Genomic DNA, 19662 nt, shown 5'->3' on the forward strand with positions numbered 1-19662 from the left:
GAGGAGAGCCCCATGGCAGAACGGTCATTCAAGAAGGAAGTCGAGCAGCTGCGCATGGGCGCGGGCGGCACCTTCCGCGGCGAGGGTATCCTTGCCGTCACCAAGGCATTGCTGGAAAACGGCGTCGGCTATGTCGGCGGCTATCAGGGATCGCCGATCAGCCACCTGATGGACGTGTTCTCGGACGCGCAGGACCTGCTCGGCGAATACGGCGTCCATTTCGAAAACTCGGCATCCGAGGCGACGGCGGCGGCGATGCTGGCGGCGTCGGTGAACTATCCCATCCGCGGGGCGGTCGCGTTCAAATCGACCGTGGGCACGAACGTGGCGTCCGACGCTTTGGCGAACCTCGCCTCGGGCGGGGTGACGGGCGGCGCGCTGGTGATCCTGGGCGAGGATTACGGCGAGGGCTCGTCCATCATGCAGGAACGCAGCCATGCCTTCGCGATGAAAAGCCAGATGTGGCTCTTGGACCCGCGCCCGAACCTGACATCCATCGTTGCGGCGGTGGGGCATGGGTTCCGCCTGTCCGAGGCGTCGAACACCCCCGTGATGATGCAGATGCGGGTGAAATCCTGCCACGTCCACGGCCATTTCACCGCCGCCGACAACCAGCGCCCGCAGATGACCGTGTCCGAGGCGCTGGAGAACCCGAAACGCGATCTGGGCCGCATCGTCCTGCCCCCCGCCGTCTTCGTGCACGAGGCCGAGAAGGTCGAGAAACGCTGGCCCAATGCCGTGCGCTATGTGCTTGAAAACAACGTCAACGAATTCTTCGGCAACGACGCGTCGAAGATCGGCCTGATCGTGCAGGGCGGCACCTATAACGGCGTGATCCGCGCGCTGAACCGTCTGGGGCTGGCCGACATCTATGGCGACACGGACATCCATATCCTGTGCCTGAACGCGGTCTATCCGCTGTGCGACGGGCAGATCCTCGACTTCTGCGACGGCAAGGATGCGGTGCTGGTGGTCGAGGAAGGGCAGCCGAACTTCATCGAGCAAGCCATCGGCCACAGGCTGTATCAGGCAGGCCGCAAGACGGTGCTGATGGGCAAGGGGCCGCTGCCGATGGCGGGGGAATACACCGGCCAGAAGCTGGTGGACGGCATCGCGGCGTTTCTGCGCGACCACGCGCCGAACATGCTGCTGCCCGCCAAATCCAAGGCGAACGAGCCGGAACAGACCGAGATCCCGAACCTGGCCGAGGTTCTTCCGGGCCGCCCGCCGGGTTTCTGCACCGGCTGCCCCGAACGGCCCATCTTCGCCGCGACGAAACTGGTGCAGCAGGAGTTGGGCGAGCATCACATCGCCTCCGACATCGGCTGCCATCTGTTTTCGATCATGCCGCCCTTCGACATCGGATCGACCACGATGGGCTATGGCCTTGGCCCTGCATCCGCATCCGCGCTGCAAAACCGCGACAAGGACGGCAAGCGGTCGATCAGCTTTGTCGGCGATGGCGGGTTCTGGCATAACGGGCTGACGTCATCCATCGGCAACGCCTCGTTCAACAAGCATGACGGCGTGATCGTGATCGTGGACAACCACTATGCCGCCGCCACGGGGGGGCAGGATGTGTTGTCGTCCCGCGCCAAGAACAAGAGCCGCAAGACGAACAACCCGATCAGCGACGCCGTGCGCGGAATGGGCGTGAAATGGGTGCGCCAGATCGACCGCACCTATGACGTGACCAAAATGCGCGACACGCTGAAGGAAGCACTGACCAGCAAGGAAGAAGGGCCGAAGGTCATCGTCGCATCCTCGGAATGTATGCTGAACCGCCAGCGCCGCGAAAAGCCGCTGCTGGCCAAGGCGACCAAGGACGGCAAGCGCACCGTCAAACCCCGTTTCGGCGTGGACGAGGACATCTGCACCGGCGATCACGCCTGCATGCGGCTGTCGGGCTGCCCATCCCTGTCGGTCAAGGACACGGGCGATCCGCTGCGCGACGACCCGGTGGCGCATATCGACCAGACCTGCGTCGGCTGCGGCAACTGTGGCGAGGTGGCGGATGCCGCCGTCCTCTGCCCCAGCTTCTGGCAGGCCGAGGTCGTGTCGAACCCCACCCCCGCCGAGACGCGCCGCGCCTCTCGCGCCGCCCGGATCATGGGCTGGCTGCAAGCCCGCCGCGACGCCAAACGTCTTACATTCGCCTGAAGGCCCGCCATGAACATGCAAGCCCCCGTCATCGCCCGCCGTTCCCCCGGACCGCAGGGCGAACGCATCATCACGCTGGCCGCTCTGGCCGTCGGCGGTCAGGGCGGCGGCGTCCTGACCAACTGGATCATCGACGTGGCCGAGGCGAACGGCTATCACGCGCAGGCCACGTCCGTCGCGGGCGTCGCCCAGCGCACCGGCGCCACCGTCTATTATGTCGAGATGTGCCGCGACACGGGCCGCACCCCGGTCTTCGCGCTGTCCCCGTCCGAAGGCGATGTGGACATCATGATCGCGTCGGAACTGATGGAGGCGGGGCGCGCGGTGATGCGCGGGTTCGTGACCCCGGGCCGCACGACGCTGATCGCATCCACCCACCGCATCGCCGCCGTGTCGGAAAAGATCGCCCCCGGCGACGGGCGCGCCGATGGGGCCAAGGTGCTGGAGGCCATGGGCATCGCCGCCGATCACGTGGTCGCCTTCGACATGGAAACGCTGGCGACCAAGGCCGGGTCGGTCATCTCGGCCAGCCTGTTCGGTGCGCTGGCCGGGTCCGGCGCGCTGCCCTTCCCGCGCGACAGCTACGAGGACATCATCCGCAAATCCGGCAAGGGGGTCGAGGCGTCGCTGCGTGCCTTCGGTCTGGCCTTCGATGTGGCCAAGGGCGATGCCGAGGCGCCGAAGGTCGAAGCCGTGAAGCCCCCCGCCCGCACCCTGACCGTGCCCGATGCGCTGCGTGCGGATTGGGCGGCGCTGGAGGCCCGGCTGGCCGCCCTGCCCGAATCCGCGCGGGACATGGCGGGTCTGGGGCTGAAGAAGGTGGCCGATTATCAGGACCTTGCCTACGGCCGGCAATATCTGGACATGGTCGAACGGGCCGCGGCGCGCGATCCGGCGCTGGCGGAACCGGCGGCGAAATATGCCGCGAACGCGCTGTGCTATGACGATATCCTGCGCGTGGCCGACCTGAAGACCCGCGCCGCCCGCCTGTCCCGCGTCCGCGCCGAGGCGCGCGTGAAGGAGGGGCAGGTCCTGCACGTCACCGAATATTTCCACCCCCGGTTCGAGGAGTTCACGACCACCCTGCCCGCCCGCCTTGGCGCATGGCTTCAGCGCAGCAAACGCGCCGAGGCGTTCTATGCCCGCCATCTGGACAAGGGCCGCCGCATCCGCACCGACAGCATCGGCGGCTTCGGTCTGCTCTGGATCGTCGGTGCGCTGCGCCCGTGGCGGCGCAGCCTTCTGCGGCATCGGTCCGAGATGGCGCATGTGAACGCATGGTTCGACGCGGCGCTGGCACAGCCCGACCCCGCGCTGGCGGCCGAGGTTCTGGCGAACCGCCGGCTCATCAAGGGCTATTCCGACACCCATGCGCGGGGGCTGTCCAAGTTCGACCGGGTGATGTCGGCCCTGCCGATGCTGCAGGGGCGGCCCGACGCGGCGGACTGGATGCGCCGCCTGCGCACCGCCGCGCTGGCCGACGAAAAGGGCACGGCGCTGGACGGCGCGCTGAAGACGGTGGCCAGCTTCGCCTGAACCTTCGGGTTCAGGCCGAAGGTTCGCCCATGAACTGATGCAGCAGATCCTGCGTCGCGGTGATGTCCGCTTCGACCGCGCTGCGAAAGGCCGGGGCATCCCCCTTGCGCAGCGCGTCCAGCATCTCCTCGTGATGCAGGGTGAAGCCGCTGCGGTAATCGGTCTTCAGCAGGTCGCCCATCTGGTCCGACAGGAACCGAACATAGGGGCCGGACCGCAGCCACAGATTCTCGATCTGGCTCATCAGAACGGGGCTTTGCGCGGCGGCATAGATGTGGAAGTGGAACTGCCGGTTCGCTGCGGCCATCGCCACGGTGTCGCCGCTGATGCCGGTGTCGCGGTGCAGATCGATCAGTGATTGCAGCGTCGCAAGATCCGCCTTGGACAGGTTCGGCAGCGCCAGATCGGCCGTCGCGCATTCGATGATGACGCGGGCGCGGCTGATGTCGTCCAGCTCCTCCTGCGACAGATCGGGAACGAAGGCGGTGCCCGAGGCGGCGATCCGCAGCGCGTTTTCCGCCGCCAACCGCCGCAGCGCCTCGCGCACGGGCATGTGCGAGGTCTGGAACCGTTCGGACAGCGACGCGATGGTGAACGTCTCGCGCGCCTCGAACGCGCCGGACATCAGGGCATCGCGCAATTGTTCATAGACCTGATCCTGCACCGTCCGGCGCGAGGCGACGGGTTTCAGTTGTTTTTGCGGGGAAACGGCCATGACAGCTCCGATGGTTGCCCTCCGGCCTTAGCGCAGGGAGGCGGTTTGATCAAATACATAACTTCCGACCCTAGGGACGCAGCGCCTTGGCCGCGCCGGCAAGCGAGTGCCGCGCCTTGATCACCCGCGTCGCCACGACGGTTTCGGTCCGCGCCACGCCGGGCATCCGCGCGATCTGCTGGCGCAGCAGACGGTCCAGCGCGTTCACGTCGGCGGCAAGGATGTGCAGCAGGTAATCCCCGGTCCCCGTCGTCGCGTGGCAGCGCCAGATGGCGGCATGGGCGCGCACCGCCGCTTCGAACCGTTCCGAGGCATCGAAATGCAGCGTCACCTGCACGAAGGCCTCAATCCCGAAGCCCAGCGCGGCCGGGTCCAGCAGCGCGGCATATCCCGTCACCACGCCCGCCTCCTCCAGCGCCTTGATGCGTTTCCACACCGGCGTCTTCGACATGCCCTGCCCCTCGGCCAGATCGGCGAAGGATTGACGCGCATCCGCCTCCAGCGCCGAGAGCAGGTTCAGGTCCACATTATCCATCGTTCCCCCGAAATCCGGTATCTGTTCCATTCGTTTCCGAAAACACTGCCACCCGCAGGATGACAGAACAATGTTTTCCGCGATACGTGGAATGATCGGTCAACCAAGCACAGCGCAAGGATGACAGATGACCCGCGACGAATGGCACCGCCTGATCGAAACGCCGAAGATGCTGGACTATGGCGTCTATCTTGCCGCGGACCGCCTTCTGGACTGCCAGAAGCCGCTGGCGGACATGTGCAACGGCGACGAATTGCAGTTCCAGATCGTCCATCAGGTCGAGGAGCTTTGGATGAAGCTCATCGCCTATACGCTGGTGGATGTGCGGGATTTCATGGCCATCGGCGCGTCGCACCGCGTCGTGACGCTGATGGGCCGCGCCCACCGCCTGATGCGCCTGATGACCCAGCAGCTGGACGTGCTGGAGACGATGTCCCCCCGCGAATACCAGGAGGTGCGCAAGCAGCTTGGCAACGGGTCGGGGCAGGAATCGCCGGGGTTTCAGGTGCTGCTGCGGATGCCGCCCGACCTGTGGGAGACGTTCCGCGCCGTCTATCTGGACGGGCGCGGGCTGACGGTCGCGGACATCTATGACGCGCGTTACGATCACGGCGAAAGCTATGCCGTGGCCGAGGCGCTGATCGAATATGACGAGCTGTTCCAGAAGTTCCGCGCCATGCACGTCTATCTGATCCACCGTTCGATCGGGATGGGGTCGCGCTCGCTCAAGGGGCGGCCGGTGGCGATCCTCGAAGCCGGGGCACGCCATCGGTTCTTTCCCGAATTGTGGGATGTCCGCTGCGACATGACCGACGCGTGGGGCGCAAGCTATGGCGTGGTGCGCGCGGCCATCCACAAAGGGGCTCCCCAACCGTGAAGTTCGCCAGATCCAGCACCGAACCCGGGCGAATGCCACTTGAAATCTTTGCTTGTGTTTGATCAAACGATCAATATATTCGGAATCGTTTGCGGGCAAGAGGATATGAAATGGCCGCCCTGCCCAACAGCATCTGGACGCGCACCGCCCGCAACAGCTTCGTGGCGGGCCGGGTGCCGCCCGCGCGCGTGGATGTCGCGGTCGTGAGCGGCAGCTACATCCCCTTCCCCGAAACCGAGGAGGAGGCCGCCCTGACCGGCGATCCGCGCGTGCCGGTTCTGACCCGCTATGCCACGGCGGACGCCTATACCGCCGCCATCCGCACCGCGTCCGAGCAGCTGGTCCACGACCGCTTCCTGCTGCCCGAAGACGTCGGCGCCGCCATCGCCATGGCCGCCCGCTGGGGCCGCGTGAACCATTCCCATTCGCTTTGAACCTCAGGAACACTCCCATGAAACATCTGGCCAAACGGATCACCGGAACCTCGAAGAAATCCTTCGGTATGTATGGACGCGCCGCCGCGATGACGGGGCGCGACCTGATCCATATGGAACTGGGCCGCCCCCATGCCGACACCCCCGATCACATCAAGGAGGCGACCATCGCCGCCATCCGCGCTGGCAAGGTCCATTATTCCAACCTGCCGGGCGAATTGCATCTGCGGCAGGCGCTGAAGGAGAAGCTGGCCCGCCAGAACGCGATGGAGGTGACGACCGACCAGATCATCGTGACCAACGGGCTGACCCATGCCTCATACGCCGCGATCATGGCCTTCATCGACGATGGCGACGAGGCGATCCTGCTGGAGCCGTATTACCCCCAGCATATCGGCAAGATCGAACTGGCGGGCGGCAAGGTCGTCATGGCCCCCTTGGGCGAGGATTTCCGCATCGACCCCGCGCTGATCGCACCGAAGATCACCGCGCGCACCAAGATGATCGTGCTGATCAACCCCTGCAACCCGACGGGCCGCGTCTATAGCCGCGAGGAATTGCAGGGGCTGGCCGATCTGGCGATCAAGCACGACCTGCTGGTCATCGCGGACGAGGTGTATAAGGACATCCTGTTCGACGGCGCGAAACACATCTCCATCGCGACGCTGCCGGGGATGGCGGAACGCACGGTCAGCATGTTCGCCTTCACCAAAAGCTATGCGATGGATGGCTGGCGGATCGGATACATGACCGCGCCGGACTGGGCGATCCCGGCCCTGCTGAAGATCACCGCCAATGACGTCACGCACGTGAACACCTTCATCCAGGAAGGCGCGCTGGCGGCGATCACGGGCGATCCCGCCGTGCTGGCGGGCCTGATCGCCGAGGACCGCGAAAAGCGCGACATCGTGGTGACGCGGCTGAACCAGATGGCGGGCGTGACCTGTGCCTGGCCCGAGGGCACGATCTATGCCTTCCCGTCGATCAAGGGCACGGGGCTGGGATCGCAGATCGTGGCCGAACGGCTGCTGGATGAAACCGGCGTGGTGGTGGAGGCGGGCAGCTTCTATGGCGCGGCGGGCGAAGGGCATCTGCGCGTCTGCTTCGGATCGCTGTCCACCCCGCATATCACCGAGGCGATGGACCGGATGCAGCGTTTCTTCGGCGCGCTGTAGGCGCCGAAGACGCGACCGGACCTATCGCCGCCTGCGCGACAGGGCGGCCCCAAGGACAAGCGCCCCGGCCAGCAGCGGCAGGCTGGCCGGAAGCGGCACGGGCGCCAGTTCGATCACCCGCCCATCCGTGGGCGAGACGCCGTTCTCGGCAACGAACACATGCCCGTTCGCCCCGATGGCCAGCCCCGACGGGTTGATCAGCCCGCCATAGGCCAGCGTCCGGGTGCCATCCGCGCCGATCTGGAACAGCGATCCGGTGGCGTTCGGGCCAAGCAGGCTGTCGCTATCGAATTCCAGCGCGAACAGCGTGCCGTCATGCCAGGCGATGTCGATCAGGTTGGTGAACCCGCTGGCAAAGACATCGACCAGCCCCGCCTCGTCTATGGAAAAGACATTGGCACCGCCCACCGGGAAGGGAAACCCGGTCAACTGCCCGACCAGCAGGGTGCCGTCCGGCCCGGCGGCGGCCCCGGTCGGAACGGGCTGCCATTCGCCCTCGGGCAGCGCGGCCTTCACCGCAATGGCCCCTTCGGCGTCGATCGTCAGCACGTCGTTGCCGCCCGCATCGGTGGCGACCAGCCCGCCATCCACGGCGACAAGGCTGAACGGGTTGCTGTCGGGCTCGCCCACCGGGTTGTTCGCCAGTTCGAACCCGGCAAGGTCGGCGAAGGGCGTGGCGGTGCCGCCGGTCAGGGTCACGATCTGGCCCAGCAGCGCAGAACCCGGCGCAGCGGCCAGATCCTCGCGCAGCGCGGGGTCGGCCCCAAGGCCAATGGCGACGTGCATCGTACCGTCCACGAAGGCCACGTCATGCGCGCCGGTCGCGCCGAAGCCGCCCTCGGGGGCCAGCGAGGGAAGGTCCGCGACCTTCTCCTGCACGCCGTCCTTGTAACGGCTGACCCCGCCCGTCAGACCGAAGGACACGGTCTGCCCATCGCCCGACACGATGGAGGGGCCATCGCCGCCCGCCCCGGCTTCGGCCACGTAAAGCCAGCCATTGGGGCCGAAGGTCATGCCGCGGGGGTTTGCCAGCCCCTGCATCACCACCTTTTCGTGGTAAAGCGTCGCGGCCATCGGCGCGGTGGGAAGAAGCATGGAAAGGATCAGGGTGGGCGTCGACAGACGACGCCGGACAGCAGTCGAACTCATGAAGCACCTCACTTGTTACAGGACGGCGCGCGACAGGCGGGCCGAGCAGGAAGCTTTTGCCCGCCCCGCCATCCTGTCAAGCGGCCCGCGCGGCGAAACGGTCGAACAGGCGGTCATCCCCCATCTGCCCGCCCTTGAGCAGCACCGTCATCCGGTCGCGCGTGGGATCGTCGCTGCGCGTGGTGCAGACCGCAACGCCGTCGGCCATGCGCGAATGGAACGCCAGCCCCCAGATCCCCAGCCCCATGACCACCCGGCTGGACGTATCGCCCCCCGCCACCGCCAGACGCCCCACCGGGGCCGCGCGCAGGATGCGGTCCACCAGCGCCGCGCAATGGGCGGCGATGCCGGGCGCGGCGGCGATGGCCGCGCTGTTCAGCAGCACGTTGCCGCCCCCCCGCAGGATGTCCGCCGCGCGCCCCGCCACATCGGGCGCGTCCAGCGGGATATGGGTGTAAAGCTGCGCCGCCGCGACCTGTGCCCGCGTCTTCGCTGACAGGCTGCCCGCCAGCGCCAGCACCGGTCCGGCGATCCCTTCGGTCCGCGTGGCCTGCGGGGCGGCGGCAAAGAACGCCTCGGCCACGCTGCTTGCGCCGATGGCCAGCAAACGCCGCCCGCGCAGGAAGGCACCGATGCGGTCCAGATGATTCGGCGTCAGCACATCCACCAGCAGCGGTCCATTTGCGCGGTCCCAGTGGTCGGCGATCCGGTCGATTTCGGTCCAGGGGACCAGACCGACCCTTGCCCCCATGGCGGCGAAATGGCGCGTCAGGTCGGCTTCGGCCATCGGCGTCGCGGGGTGATGGGCCATGGTCGGGTGGCGGTCCAGCCGATGCACCTGCCCCTCGGCGGTGGCGAACAGGTTTCCGAAGGCGCAATACCGCCCCAAGGACGGCTGCCCACCGACGATCACCGCCCGCGGATCGCCCGAAAACCCCCGCAGCGCATCAAGCGCCACGGCAAGGTTGCCCATGCCCGCCCCGCTGTCGAAGGTGGAGCAGCATTTGTAATGCAGCAGCCGGGCACCCGCCTGCCGAAAGAAGGCGGCCACGGGGGCAAGCTCGGCCCGCATTGCATCGGGGGGCATGGTGCGCGCGGCCCCGGCGATGCCGATGGCCTCCAGATCCGGCACCGCGGCCAGATGCGCCGCGCCGGGCACGCCAAGGAACAGAAAGGCCCGCCGCCCGCGCTGGGCGATGCTGGCCAGCGTATCGGTCGCGCCGGTGAAATCGTCGCCATACCAGCCGTATTCCGCCGTCATCCGAAGAAATCCAGCGCCGCGGCCAAGGGGGCGCTTTTCGCCGCCTCCAGCGTCTGACCGTGCAGCACGGCGTCCCAAGCGTCGCGGATGCTGGCGACCCCTGCCGCCGGCCCGCCCGGATGCGCCATGATGCCGCCGCCGGCCATGAACAGCAGGTCGGCTCCGGCGGCGGCATGGGTTTGCGGCACCGTCCCCGCCCATTGCCCCGATGAAAACGCGGGCAGCACGCGGTCGTCGCCTTCCGCCAGCGGTGTCAGGCAGGCGCGGGCCGATGCGATGACCTCGGCATCCTCTTGCGCGAATTTGCCGCCAAGGCCGTGGACATGCATGTGATCCACCCCCGCCAGCCGCCAAAGCACCTGATACGCCCCAAACCCGATCCCAAGCGCCGGATGCCGCGAGAACGCGCCGTAGCCGTTGCGATGCCCGTGGATCGCCAGCCCCGTGTGACGGCGGAGCGTCTCCACCGCCGAAAACCCGCACCAGTTCAGGCTGACCATCGCGCAGGACCCGCCCTCGGCTTCGATCAGGTCGGCATGGCGGCGCATCGCGTCGGTCTCGTCGGTGATGTTGAAGGCGACCATCACCTGTTTGCCCGTCCGGTCGCGGTGGCGGCGCACGGCGGCCATCACGGCGCGGATGCGGGCACCGATGGGCGCGTGGTCGGGATTGGCCGCGATCTCGTCATCCTTGATGAAATCCAGCCCCGCCGCGCAAAGCCGCGCCGCCAGCGCCCCGATCTCCTCGGCGGGCAGCCCCACGTTGGGCTTGATGATCGACCCGATCAGCGGCCCCTGCCCCCCCGTCACCGCCCGCGTTCCCGCCACCCCGTGCGAGGGCAGCGGGAACCGCCGGCGGTATTCCTCGGTCACGCGGACATCCTCCAGCCGCAGGCCCGTCACCTCGCCCAGATCGAACAGGTTGCCCGCGACGGTGGCGGCCAGCGTGGCAAGATTCGCGCCGACATTCGCCTCGGGGAATCCGATCACCACCTCGGCCCGGTGCGAGGCGCCGCGATGCCCCTTGCGCGCCAGCCACGCGCTGTGCAGCGACGGCGGGCAGCCCCCCATGTCCCGCACCGACAGCACCTTTGCCCCCGCGCGTTCGCGCAGGGCGTCGGTTTCGCCCTCGACCCGGACAAAGGTGCCGCAGGACTGCTCGCCCGCCATGATCCCGGCGACCCGTTCGGGGTCCAGCGGGGTTTCGACGATGTATCGCGCCTCGATCATGGGTCAGATCCGCGACAGGTCGGGGAACGGGCGGACGGGGTCGCTGCCGTCCCATCCTTCGGAGGCTTCGCGGATCATGTCGAACATGCGCCCCTTCGGCCCCGCCACCTCGGACAGCTCGATCACCGTGCCGGGGTGGAATTCGGTGTCGAAATAGACGAAACGCCCGTTCGCCCCGACCTCGCCGCTCATGACCGATGCGAAGCCCTGCGCGGTCAGGCGGGCAAGGTCGGCGTCGTAATCCTCGGTCCAATAGGCGACGTGCTGAAGCCCGCGATGGCCCGCATCCCGGAAATCGCGATACATCGACGGCGCGTCGTTGCGGGTCTGGATCAGTTCGATCTGCAAAGGCCCGGAATTGGCCAGCGCCACCGAATTGTGGGGGCTGTGGCTTTCACCGCGATAGAGGTAATTCTCGATCGGGACGCGTTCCTTGTAGAAGAACGGCCCGACGCCCAGCACGCGGGTCCAGTGGTCCATCGCCGCTTCGATGTCGTCGACGACGTAACCCGCCTGCCGGATGGTTCCGAAGAAGGCGCTCATGTCAGCGAACCCACCACGCCTTCCAGCGCGCCCCAGGCTTCCTCGCCGAAGGTCTTCTGCCATTCGGCATAGAAGCCGACCTCGCGCAGCCGGGCGCGGAAGCTGTCGGTGTCGGTCTCGTTGAAGGCCAGCCCCGCGCCTTCCAGATTTGCCCGGACCGAGGCGTTCAGATCGCGGATGTCGGCCCGTTGCTGCAGCCCCGCCTCGTTGATGGCGCGGGATACGATCTCCTGCACATCCTCGGGCATGCCCGACCATTGGCGGCCATTGGCGACGAACCAGAACCCGTCCCAGATATGGTTGGTCAGCGCGCAGGAGGTCTGCACCTCGTTCAGCTTGGCGACCTGAATGATCGGCAGCGGGTTTTCCTGCGCGTCCACCACCTTGGTCTGCAGCGCGGTATAGACTTCGGAGAATTGCAGGCTGGCAGGCGACGCGCCCAGCCCCGAGAACATCGACACCGAAAGCGGGCTGACCGGCACGCGGATCTTCAGCCCCGCCATGGAGTCTGCGGTGGTGATGGGATCGCCGCTGGTGGTCATCTGGCGGAATCCGTTGTCCCAGATCGTCTCCAGCGTATGCAGGCGCGAATCGGCGATGGATTTGCGGACATAGGCGCCGACGGGGCCGTCCATCGCGGCCCAGACCTGATCGTAATCCTTGAACGCAAAGCCGACCGCGTTGATCGCCGCCGTCGGCACCAGCGTCGCGATGACCAAGGACGACGGCGTGAAGAAGGTCAGCGCGCCGTTCCTGACCTGCGAGAGCATGTCCGTGTCGCCGCCAAGCTGGTTGGCGGGAAAGATCAGCATCTCGGCCCGGCCATCGGTTTCGCGCGCGATGCGTTCGGCGGCTTCGGCGGCGCGGATGTTCAAAGGATGGCTCAGCGGCAGGTTGTTGCCATAGCGCAGCGTGATCTCTGCGGCATGGGCGAAACGCGGGATCGAAAAGACCAGCGGTGCGGCGGCAAGCCCGCCAAGCGCGGTGCGACGGCTCAGTTTCATCATTCCCTCCCTGAAAGAAACATCTTCCCCAATCACAAAATCCATCCTAGGCTTGATGTAGTCAAATCTTCTTTATGATGCGAAATGATGGAATCCGACACGCGCCGCCGCCCCACAGTATCCGACGTCGCCCGCGCGGCCGAAGTGTCCACGGCCACCGTGGACCGCGTGCTGAACGGGCGGGCGGGGGTGCGGTCGCTGACCACCTCGCGCGTGTTGAAGGCGGCGGCGGAGCTTGGGTATCTGGACCCGGCGGACGAGCGCACGCTGGAGGTGGGGGCCAAGGGGCAGATCTCGTTCATCCTGCCCGATGGCGGCAACCGCTATATCGCGCAGCTTGGCCGCCGGATCGTGGCGCTGACCCCGTGGTTCGAACGCCTGCGCCTGAAGCCGCGCGTGGAGTTCGTGCGCGCCTTCGACGCCGAGGCTTTGGCCAAGGCCATCACCCGCTGCGGCAGGAACGCGGATGGGATCGCCTTCATGGCCATCGAACACCCGCTGGTGCGCGAGGCCGTGGCCGACCTGACCCATCGCGGCATCCCGGTCGCGACGATGATCTCGGACGTCGCCAATGCGGGGCGGGCTGCGTATTTCGGGCTGGACAACCGGGCGGCAGGGCGGATGGCGGGCTATCTTCTGGCCCGCTTCATCCCGCAGCGCCCGGCCAAGGTGGCGATGATCGCGGGTAGCCTTGGATATCGCGCGCATGGCGAACGGGAGATGGGGTTTCTGGACATCCTGCGCGAATTGTATCCGCAGATCGAGGTCGTCGGCCTGCGCGAAGGCCATGACGACGAGGCGACGAACCAACGCCAGATGCGGGTGCTTCTGACCCAGCACCCCGATCTGGCCGGCATCTACAACATCGGCGGCGGCGCGACGGGGGTGGCGCGGGCGCTGAGGGACGCGCGGCGCGAACGCGATGTGGTCTTCGTCGGCCACGGGCTGACCGCCGACACGCGCAAGCTGCTGATGGACGGCACGATGGAGGCCGTCATCACCCAAAGCGCCGACGACACGGTGCGCCAATGCGGCACGCTGATGGCCGACCTGCTGGCGCGGCGCCCGGTGGCCGAACCGCCGCCGATGCGGATCGAGGTGGTGTTCAGGGAAAATCTGCCAGCCCCTGTGGGCTGAGCGGCGCGCGGCGGGGAGGCTGCGCGAAAGGGGGGGAGTGATGACGATGCTGAGCGAGGCGGAGGAGATACCGACGCCGGGATTGCAGGCGGGATCGGCGCTGATGCGGCCCGTGGAAGTGGCTGCGGCGGCGCTTCTGGTCACGATCATCGGGCTTTTGCTGGCGGGGGTGGTGTCGCGCTATGTGCTCGGCTCGCCCCTGATCTGGGTGGATGAGGCGTCGTCGATCTGCTTTTTGTGGCTGGCGATGCTGGGGGCCGCGATTGCGGTGGACCGGGCCGAACATCTGCGCCTGACGCTGTTCGTGAACCAGTTGCCGCCCGCGCTGGGCCGCCGCGCGCATCTGCTGGCGCTGGTGCTGGTGGGGGCGTTCCTGCTGGCGATGCTGCATCCCGCATGGGAATACATGGTCGAGGAATCCTACATCACCTCTGCCGCGCTGAACATTCCGCTCAGCTATCGCACCGCCGCCTTGCCGGTGGGCGTGGCGCTGATGCTGGTGCTGGTGGCGCGCGATGCGCTGCGATCCGCACCCTTGGCCGAAGTGGGCGCGGCGGTGGGCATCGTGGCGGCGGCGGCGCTGGCGCTGTGGCTGATCTCGCCCATGCTGCCGGGGCTTGGCTATGGCAACATCTTCATCTTCCTCGTCGTCTTCGTCGCGCTGTTTCTGGCGCTTGGCGTGCCCATCGCCTTCTGCTTCGGGCTTGGGGCGCTGACCTTCCTGACCTTCACCACATCCATGCCGACGATGGTTCTGGTCGGGCGCATGGACGAGGGGATGTCCTCGCTCGTGCTGCTGTCGGTGCCGATCTTCGTGATGCTGGGCTGCATTCTGGACGCGACGGGGATGGGACGCGCCATCGTGGAGCTGCTGGCCTCGATGCTGGGGCATGTGAAGGCGGGGATGTCCTATGTCCTGCTGGGGTCGCTGTTTCTGGTGTCGGGGATCTCGGGGTCCAAGGTGTCGGACATGGCCACCGTCGCCCCGGCCCTGTTCCCCGAGATGAAACGCCGCGGGCACAAGCCGAAGGAGATGATCGCCCTGCTGGCGACCGGGGCGGCGATGGCCGATACCGTGCCGCCGTCCATCGTGCTGATCGTGCTGGGATCGGTCGCGGGGGTGTCGATCGCGGGGCTGTTCACCTCGGGCTTCGTGATCGCGATGGTGCTTCTGCTGGTGCTGGCGGTGCTGGCCCGCTGGAAGGCGCGGCATGAGGTGATGGACGGTGTGCGCCGTGCGCCGTTGCGCGTCATCGGGCGGGCGGCGGTGATCGCGGCCCCGGCGCTGGTGCTGCCCTTTCTGATCCGGTCCGCCGTTGGGGGCGGCATCGCGACGGCGACCGAGGTGTCCACGCTGGCCGTCCTCTATGCGCTGGTGATCGGGATGGTGCTGTATGGCGGGATCAGACCCGCGCGGCTGTGGTCGATGCTGGTGGAAACGGCGGCGCTGTCGGGGGCGATCCTGATCATCCTTGGCGCCGCATCCGCGATGGCATGGGCGCTGACGCAGACCGGCTTTGCCTTCCACATGGCGCGGCTGGTGACGGATCTGCCGGGGGGCTGGGTCACCTATATGCTGGTGACGATCGCCGTCTTCGCGGTTCTGGGCTGCGTGCTGGAAGGGCTGCCCGCGATCGTGCTGATGGCACCGATCATGTTCCCCATCGCCGCCAATCTGGGCATCAACGACATCCATTATTCGATGGTGGTGGTGACCGCGATGAATGTCGGCCTGATGGCCCCGCCCATCGGCATCGGATTCTATATCGCCTGCAAGATCGGGAACGTCCCGCCGGACGAGGCGATGGGCGCGATCTGGCCCTATATCGCCGCGCTGATCGTCGGCCTTTTGCTGATCGCGTTCATCCCGGCGCTGTCCACCGCCTATCTTTGACGACCCGCCGCCCTTGGGAGGGGGCGCGGCAATGGCAACCGGAGGAGTAAGCCATGAATCCCAAAGTCTCACGTCGCAGTTTCATCGCCCTTACGGGGGCGGGGCTGGCCCTGCCGCGCATGTCATGGGCGCAAGGATCGCCGGTCGCGCTGAACGTCATCGACGCGGCGGGCAACCTTGCCCTGACACAGCCGATCTTCGACAACTTCGCCGCCGCGCATCCCGATGTCGTGTCGCGCTTCACCTTCAACAAGGCCCCTGCCCCGGAACTGCCCGGCAAGGTCCGCGCGCAGCAACGCGCGAACCGGGTGGATATCGATCTGGTCATCATCGGCCCGGACGCGCTTTCGGCGGGGCTGGCGGACGATATCTGGACCGACATCATGGCGCTGCCGGATTCGGGGCTGCCGGATCTGCAGGCGATCTATCAGGACCCGGCATGGCGGATGCAGGGGATGGGGCAAGGAAAGGGCGTGGTCGTGTCCTATTACCCCTCGGGCCCCTTGCTGGAATACATGCCGGACAAGGTGGCCAAGGTGCCGACCACGGCCGAGGAGCTTCTGGCCTATGCGCGCGAAAACCCCGGCAAGTTCATCTATGCGCGGCCCGCGAATTCGGGTCCGGGGCGCACGTTCCTGATGGGGCTGCCCTATCTTCTGGGCGATGCCGATCCCAAGGACCCGGCGAAGGGCTGGGACAAGACGTGGGCCTATTTGAAGGAGCTGCACCAGCATATCGAATACTATCCCGCGGGCACCGGCGCGCTGATGAAGGAGCTGGGCGAGGGCACGCGCGACATGACCGTGACCACCACCGGCTGGGACATCAACCCCCGCGCCCTTGGCGTCGTGCAAAAGGAAGCGATGGTGGCCAAGCTGGACGGCTTCCACTGGGTCTGCGACGCGCATTACTTCGCCATCCCCAAAGGCGTGTCCGAGGAAAAGATCGCCGCGCTGATGCAGTTCATCACTTTTGCGCTTCAGCCCGAACAGCAGGCCTATTCCTATGACGCGGGCTATTTCTATCCCGGTCCGGCGGTCAAGGACGTGCCCTTGTCGATGGCGCCGCAATCCAGCCAGGACATCATCGCCGAATTCGGACGCCCCGAATACGAGGACTGGATCGCGAACAACCCGATCGAGTTGCCGCTGGAACCTGCCGCGCTCGTGACCGCCTTCCGCCGCTGGGACGAGGAAGTGGCCGCCGGCTGACCCCCCTTATTGGAGCTGCGCATGTCCGCATCTTTTACCGAGCTTCGCCTCGACCGGATGAGCCGGTCGTTCGGGGCTTTCAACGCGCTGAACGAAATCGACCTCACGGTCGGGAAGGGCGAATTCATCGCCCTTCTCGGCCCGTCGGGCTGCGGCAAGTCCACCGCGCTCAACTGCATCGCGGGGCTTCTGGGCACCACGGGGGGCGGCATCTTCCTTGACGGGCGGCGGATCGACCAGCTCAAGCCCGAGGATCGGGGCTTCGGCATGGTGTTCCAGAACTATGCCCTGTTCCCGCATATGACGGTGCTGCAGAACGTGGGCTTCGGGCTGAAGATGCGCGGCCTGCCCAGCGCCGAAGTGACCCGCCGGGCCGAGGCCGCGCTGGCGCTGGTTCGGCTGCAAGGTCAGGGCGACAAGCTGCCCGGCCAGCTTTCGGGCGGCCAGCAGCAGCGCGTCGCCATCGCCCGCGCCATCGTGATCGAACCGCCACTGGTGCTGATGGACGAGCCGCTGTCGAACCTTGACGCCAAGCTGCGGCTGGAGATGCGGGCCGAGATCCGGCGCATCCACAACCAGTTGGGTGCGACGACGATCTATGTCACCCATGATCAGGACGAGGCGCTGTCGCTGGCCGACCGCATCGTCGTTCTGCGCGACGGGTCCATCCGGCAGGTCGGCCCGCCGCATGAATTATACGAAAGCCCGGCCTATCTGGACGTGGCCGAATTCATGGGGTTCCGCAACAAGGTCGCAGGCCGCGTCACGCGAATCGAAGGCGGCACCGCCTTCATCGCCGTGGGCGACGCGGAACTGTCCGGCCGCGCGATGGATGCGCTGGCGGTGGGCGACGCTGCGACACTGGCCGCGCGGGGCGACGATGTGGCGCTTGGCACCGATGGCCTGCCCGCGACGGTGGAGACCATTGAATATCGCGGCCGCGAGCATGTCGGCACCGCCCGGACGGACAGCGGGATGGAGATGATCTTTCACAGCCCGCGCCACCTTGCGCTTGGCAGCCGCATCGCGCTGGTGATCGACCCGGCGCGGGCGCTGGTCTTTGCCGGGGGCGCGCATGGATGACCTGACCCCCGGCCTGCGCCAGCGCCTTGCCAATCGCGGCATCGACGGCGTGACGCTGCTGATCCTGCCCGCGCTGATCTTCGTGGTGGCGGTGTTCATCTATCCGTTCCTGTATGGGCTGGTGCTGTCCTTCAACCCGCTGGAAGGCGGCGGCGCGCTGGCCAATTACGCGAAGTTCTTCTCGGACCCCTACCTTTACAAGACCATCGGCGCGACGCTGTGGCTCGCGATCCCGGTCACGCTGCTGAGCATCCTTCTGGCCGTTCCCATCGCGATGCGCGTGCGGCTGATGAAGCGGCAGCGGCTGCTGACCACGATATTGGTGCTGCCGGTGACGCTGGGCACGGTTCTGGTGGCCGAAGGGCTGCTGAACTACCTTGGCCCGCAGGGGTGGTTCAGCCGGACGCTGATGGCGGTCGGGTTCATCGACAACCCGCTGAAGCTGACCAACAACTACTGGGGCGTGCTGGTGTCGCTGGTCATCACCGTGTTCCCGTTCACGTTCCTTTTGACGCTGTCCTACATCACCGGGATCGACCCGGCGCTGGAACGGGCGGCGGCGACGCATGGCGCGAACAGCTGGCAGCGGTTCCGGTTCGTGATGCTGCCACTCTTGGTGCCGGGGCTGGTGGTGGCGGCCTGCCTGACCTTCGTGCAGGCCTTTGCGGTGTTTCCATCCGCCGTGCTGCTGGGCGCGCCATCGGGGCCGACGCGGGTGATCTCCATCGCCGCCGCGCAGGCCGCGTTCGAACAATATGACGACAGCATGGCCTCGGCCATCGCGATGATCATGGCGGCGGTGCAGCTTCTGGTGGTGGCCTCGCTGCTGGGCGTGCGGTCGCTGTTCTATCGCGGCTCGACCGCTGGCGGGAAAGGATGAGACGATGATCCGCGATACTTCTCTGCTCTCCAAGCTCTGGATCACGGCTGTCTGGGCGGTGACGGGGTTCTTCGTGCTGAACGTGCTGGCGGTGATCGCGGCGGTGGTGGTGTCGTCCTTCGGCACGCGCTGGCTTGGCACATGGCTGCCCGAGGCGCTGACGACGAAATGGTATCTGGCCGCATGGCGGGAGTTCCAGCTGGATCACGTGCTGCTGGTCACGTTCCAGATCGTCTTCACGGTGGTGCTTCTGTCGGGGCTGCTGGGCGTCACGGCGGCCTATGCCATGGCGCGGCGGGATTTTCCGGGCAAGCGGTTCGTGCTGCTGATCTTTCTGCTGCCGCTTCTGGTGCCGCCGATCACCTTCGGGATTCCGCTGGCGACGGTGCTTTACAAGGTCGGCGTGGGGGGGACCTTCTGGGGCGTGGTGCTGGCGAACCTTGTGCCGACGGTGCCCTTCGTGATCCTTGTGATGATCCCGTTCATCGAACAGATCGACCCCAAGGTCGAAGCCGCCGCGCGGGTGTTCGGCGCAGGCACGTTCAAGCTGTTCCGCTTTGTGCTGCTGCCGATGCTGATCCCCGGCATCCTTGCATCGATGCTGCTGGTGCTGGTCCGCACCGTGGCGATGTTCGAGCTGACCTTCCTGACCGCCGGCCCGACCAGCCAGACGCTGGTCGTCTCGCTGTATTATTCGGTGTTCGCGGCGGGGGTGCGGTCGGTGCAGTCGATCGACGCGATGGCGGTGATCTATATGGTCACGTCGCTGATCTGGCTCTTGATCGCGCTGCGGTTCGTGAACCCGACGCAGATCGTGGCGCGGGCGAAACACTGAAGCG

General features: G+C 66.8%; 18 protein-coding genes. 11 read left to right on the forward strand and 7 right to left on the reverse strand.

Going from position 1 to position 19662, the window contains the following annotated elements:
• Positions 1–12: 12 nt before the first annotated feature.
• Together E2K76_RS10170 and E2K76_RS10175 are read left to right on the forward strand one after the other, a co-directional pair.
• Positions 13–2160, forward strand: a complete 2148-nt coding sequence (locus tag E2K76_RS10170) for a thiamine pyrophosphate-dependent enzyme (protein WP_136684199.1) — start codon at positions 13–15, stop codon at positions 2158–2160.
• A gap of 9 nt (positions 2161–2169) precedes the next feature.
• Positions 2170–3696, forward strand: coding sequence for an indolepyruvate oxidoreductase subunit beta family protein (locus tag E2K76_RS10175; RefSeq protein WP_136684200.1), 1527 nt, complete (start codon positions 2170–2172; stop codon positions 3694–3696).
• Positions 3697–3706: 10 nt separating this feature from the next.
• Here E2K76_RS10175 and E2K76_RS10180 read toward each other — a convergent pair whose 3' ends face one another.
• Both E2K76_RS10180 and E2K76_RS10185 read right to left on the reverse strand, forming a co-directional pair.
• Positions 3707–4411 carry a GntR family transcriptional regulator gene (locus E2K76_RS10180; protein ID WP_136684201.1) on the reverse strand — a complete coding sequence of 235 codons (705 nt, stop codon included), beginning with the start codon at positions 4409–4411 and terminating at the stop codon, positions 3707–3709.
• Between the two features lie 70 nt (positions 4412–4481).
• Positions 4482–4946 carry an Lrp/AsnC family transcriptional regulator gene (locus E2K76_RS10185; protein WP_169053264.1) on the reverse strand — a complete coding sequence of 155 codons (465 nt, stop codon included), beginning with the start codon at positions 4944–4946 and terminating at the stop codon, positions 4482–4484.
• A 127-nt stretch (positions 4947–5073) separates the two neighbouring features.
• Here E2K76_RS10185 and E2K76_RS10190 point away from each other — a divergent pair, with 127 nt between their 5' ends.
• The 3 genes from E2K76_RS10190 to E2K76_RS10200 all read left to right on the forward strand — a co-directional run bounded on the left by E2K76_RS10190 (position 5074) and on the right by E2K76_RS10200 (position 7432).
• The gene (locus tag E2K76_RS10190) at positions 5074–5823 is read left to right on the forward strand and encodes a tryptophan 2,3-dioxygenase family protein (protein ID WP_136684203.1); all 750 of its coding nucleotides are present in this window, start codon (positions 5074–5076) and stop codon (positions 5821–5823) included.
• Between the two features lie 110 nt (positions 5824–5933).
• The gene (locus E2K76_RS10195) at positions 5934–6257 is read left to right on the forward strand and encodes an alpha/beta hydrolase domain-containing protein (RefSeq protein ID WP_136684204.1); all 324 of its coding nucleotides are present in this window, start codon (positions 5934–5936) and stop codon (positions 6255–6257) included.
• 17 nt (positions 6258–6274) lie between these two features.
• Positions 6275–7432 carry a pyridoxal phosphate-dependent aminotransferase gene (locus tag E2K76_RS10200; protein WP_136684205.1) on the forward strand — a complete coding sequence of 386 codons (1158 nt, stop codon included), beginning with the start codon at positions 6275–6277 and terminating at the stop codon, positions 7430–7432.
• Positions 7433–7453: 21 nt separating this feature from the next.
• Here E2K76_RS10200 and E2K76_RS10205 read toward each other — a convergent pair whose 3' ends face one another.
• The 5 genes from E2K76_RS10205 to E2K76_RS10225 all read right to left on the reverse strand — a co-directional run bounded on the left by E2K76_RS10205 (position 7454) and on the right by E2K76_RS10225 (position 12618).
• Positions 7454–8581, reverse strand: coding sequence for a ScyD/ScyE family protein (locus E2K76_RS10205; RefSeq protein WP_136684206.1), 1128 nt, complete (start codon positions 8579–8581; stop codon positions 7454–7456).
• A 76-nt stretch (positions 8582–8657) separates the two neighbouring features.
• Positions 8658–9842 carry a four-carbon acid sugar kinase family protein gene (locus E2K76_RS10210; protein WP_136684207.1) on the reverse strand — a complete coding sequence of 395 codons (1185 nt, stop codon included), beginning with the start codon at positions 9840–9842 and terminating at the stop codon, positions 8658–8660.
• Entirely contained in the window at positions 9839–11071 is a 1233-nt protein-coding gene (locus E2K76_RS10215) for a RuBisCO large subunit C-terminal-like domain-containing protein (protein WP_136684208.1), read from the reverse strand. Before E2K76_RS10215 ends, E2K76_RS10210 begins: the two co-directional genes overlap by 4 nt.
• A gap of 3 nt (positions 11072–11074) precedes the next feature.
• Positions 11075–11614 carry a VOC family protein gene (locus tag E2K76_RS10220; RefSeq protein WP_136684209.1) on the reverse strand — a complete coding sequence of 180 codons (540 nt, stop codon included), beginning with the start codon at positions 11612–11614 and terminating at the stop codon, positions 11075–11077.
• Positions 11611–12618, reverse strand: a complete 1008-nt coding sequence (locus E2K76_RS10225; RefSeq protein ID WP_220432204.1) for a TRAP transporter substrate-binding protein — start codon at positions 12616–12618, stop codon at positions 11611–11613. Before E2K76_RS10225 ends, E2K76_RS10220 begins: the two co-directional genes overlap by 4 nt.
• Before the next feature lie 84 nt (positions 12619–12702).
• Here E2K76_RS10225 and E2K76_RS10230 point away from each other — a divergent pair, with 84 nt between their 5' ends.
• The 6 genes from E2K76_RS10230 to E2K76_RS10255 are packed head-to-tail and all read left to right on the forward strand — an operon-like array spanning position 12703 to position 19658.
• Positions 12703–13755: a LacI family DNA-binding transcriptional regulator gene (locus E2K76_RS10230; protein WP_136684211.1), complete on the forward strand. Its 1053-nt coding sequence runs from the start codon at positions 12703–12705 to the stop codon at positions 13753–13755.
• Positions 13756–13795: 40 nt separating this feature from the next.
• Positions 13796–15649, forward strand: coding sequence for a TRAP transporter large permease (locus tag E2K76_RS10235; protein WP_136684212.1), 1854 nt, complete (start codon positions 13796–13798; stop codon positions 15647–15649).
• A gap of 53 nt (positions 15650–15702) precedes the next feature.
• A complete protein-coding gene (locus E2K76_RS10240; RefSeq protein ID WP_136684213.1) occupies positions 15703–16860 on the forward strand; it encodes an extracellular solute-binding protein in 1158 nt (385 codons plus the stop codon).
• 21 nt (positions 16861–16881) lie between these two features.
• The gene (locus E2K76_RS10245) at positions 16882–17943 is read left to right on the forward strand and encodes an ABC transporter ATP-binding protein (RefSeq protein ID WP_136684214.1); all 1062 of its coding nucleotides are present in this window, start codon (positions 16882–16884) and stop codon (positions 17941–17943) included.
• Positions 17936–18823: an ABC transporter permease gene (locus E2K76_RS10250; protein ID WP_136684215.1), complete on the forward strand. Its 888-nt coding sequence runs from the start codon at positions 17936–17938 to the stop codon at positions 18821–18823. The genes E2K76_RS10245 and E2K76_RS10250 overlap by 8 nt, the downstream gene beginning before the upstream one ends.
• Positions 18824–18827: 4 nt before the next feature.
• Positions 18828–19658, forward strand: coding sequence for an ABC transporter permease (locus tag E2K76_RS10255; protein ID WP_136684216.1), 831 nt, complete (start codon positions 18828–18830; stop codon positions 19656–19658).
• The last annotated feature ends 4 nt before the right edge of the window (positions 19659–19662 follow it).

It is taken from the genome of Falsirhodobacter xinxiangensis (genome assembly GCF_004959935.1).
GTDB lineage: Bacteria > Pseudomonadota > Alphaproteobacteria > Rhodobacterales > Rhodobacteraceae > Falsirhodobacter > Falsirhodobacter xinxiangensis.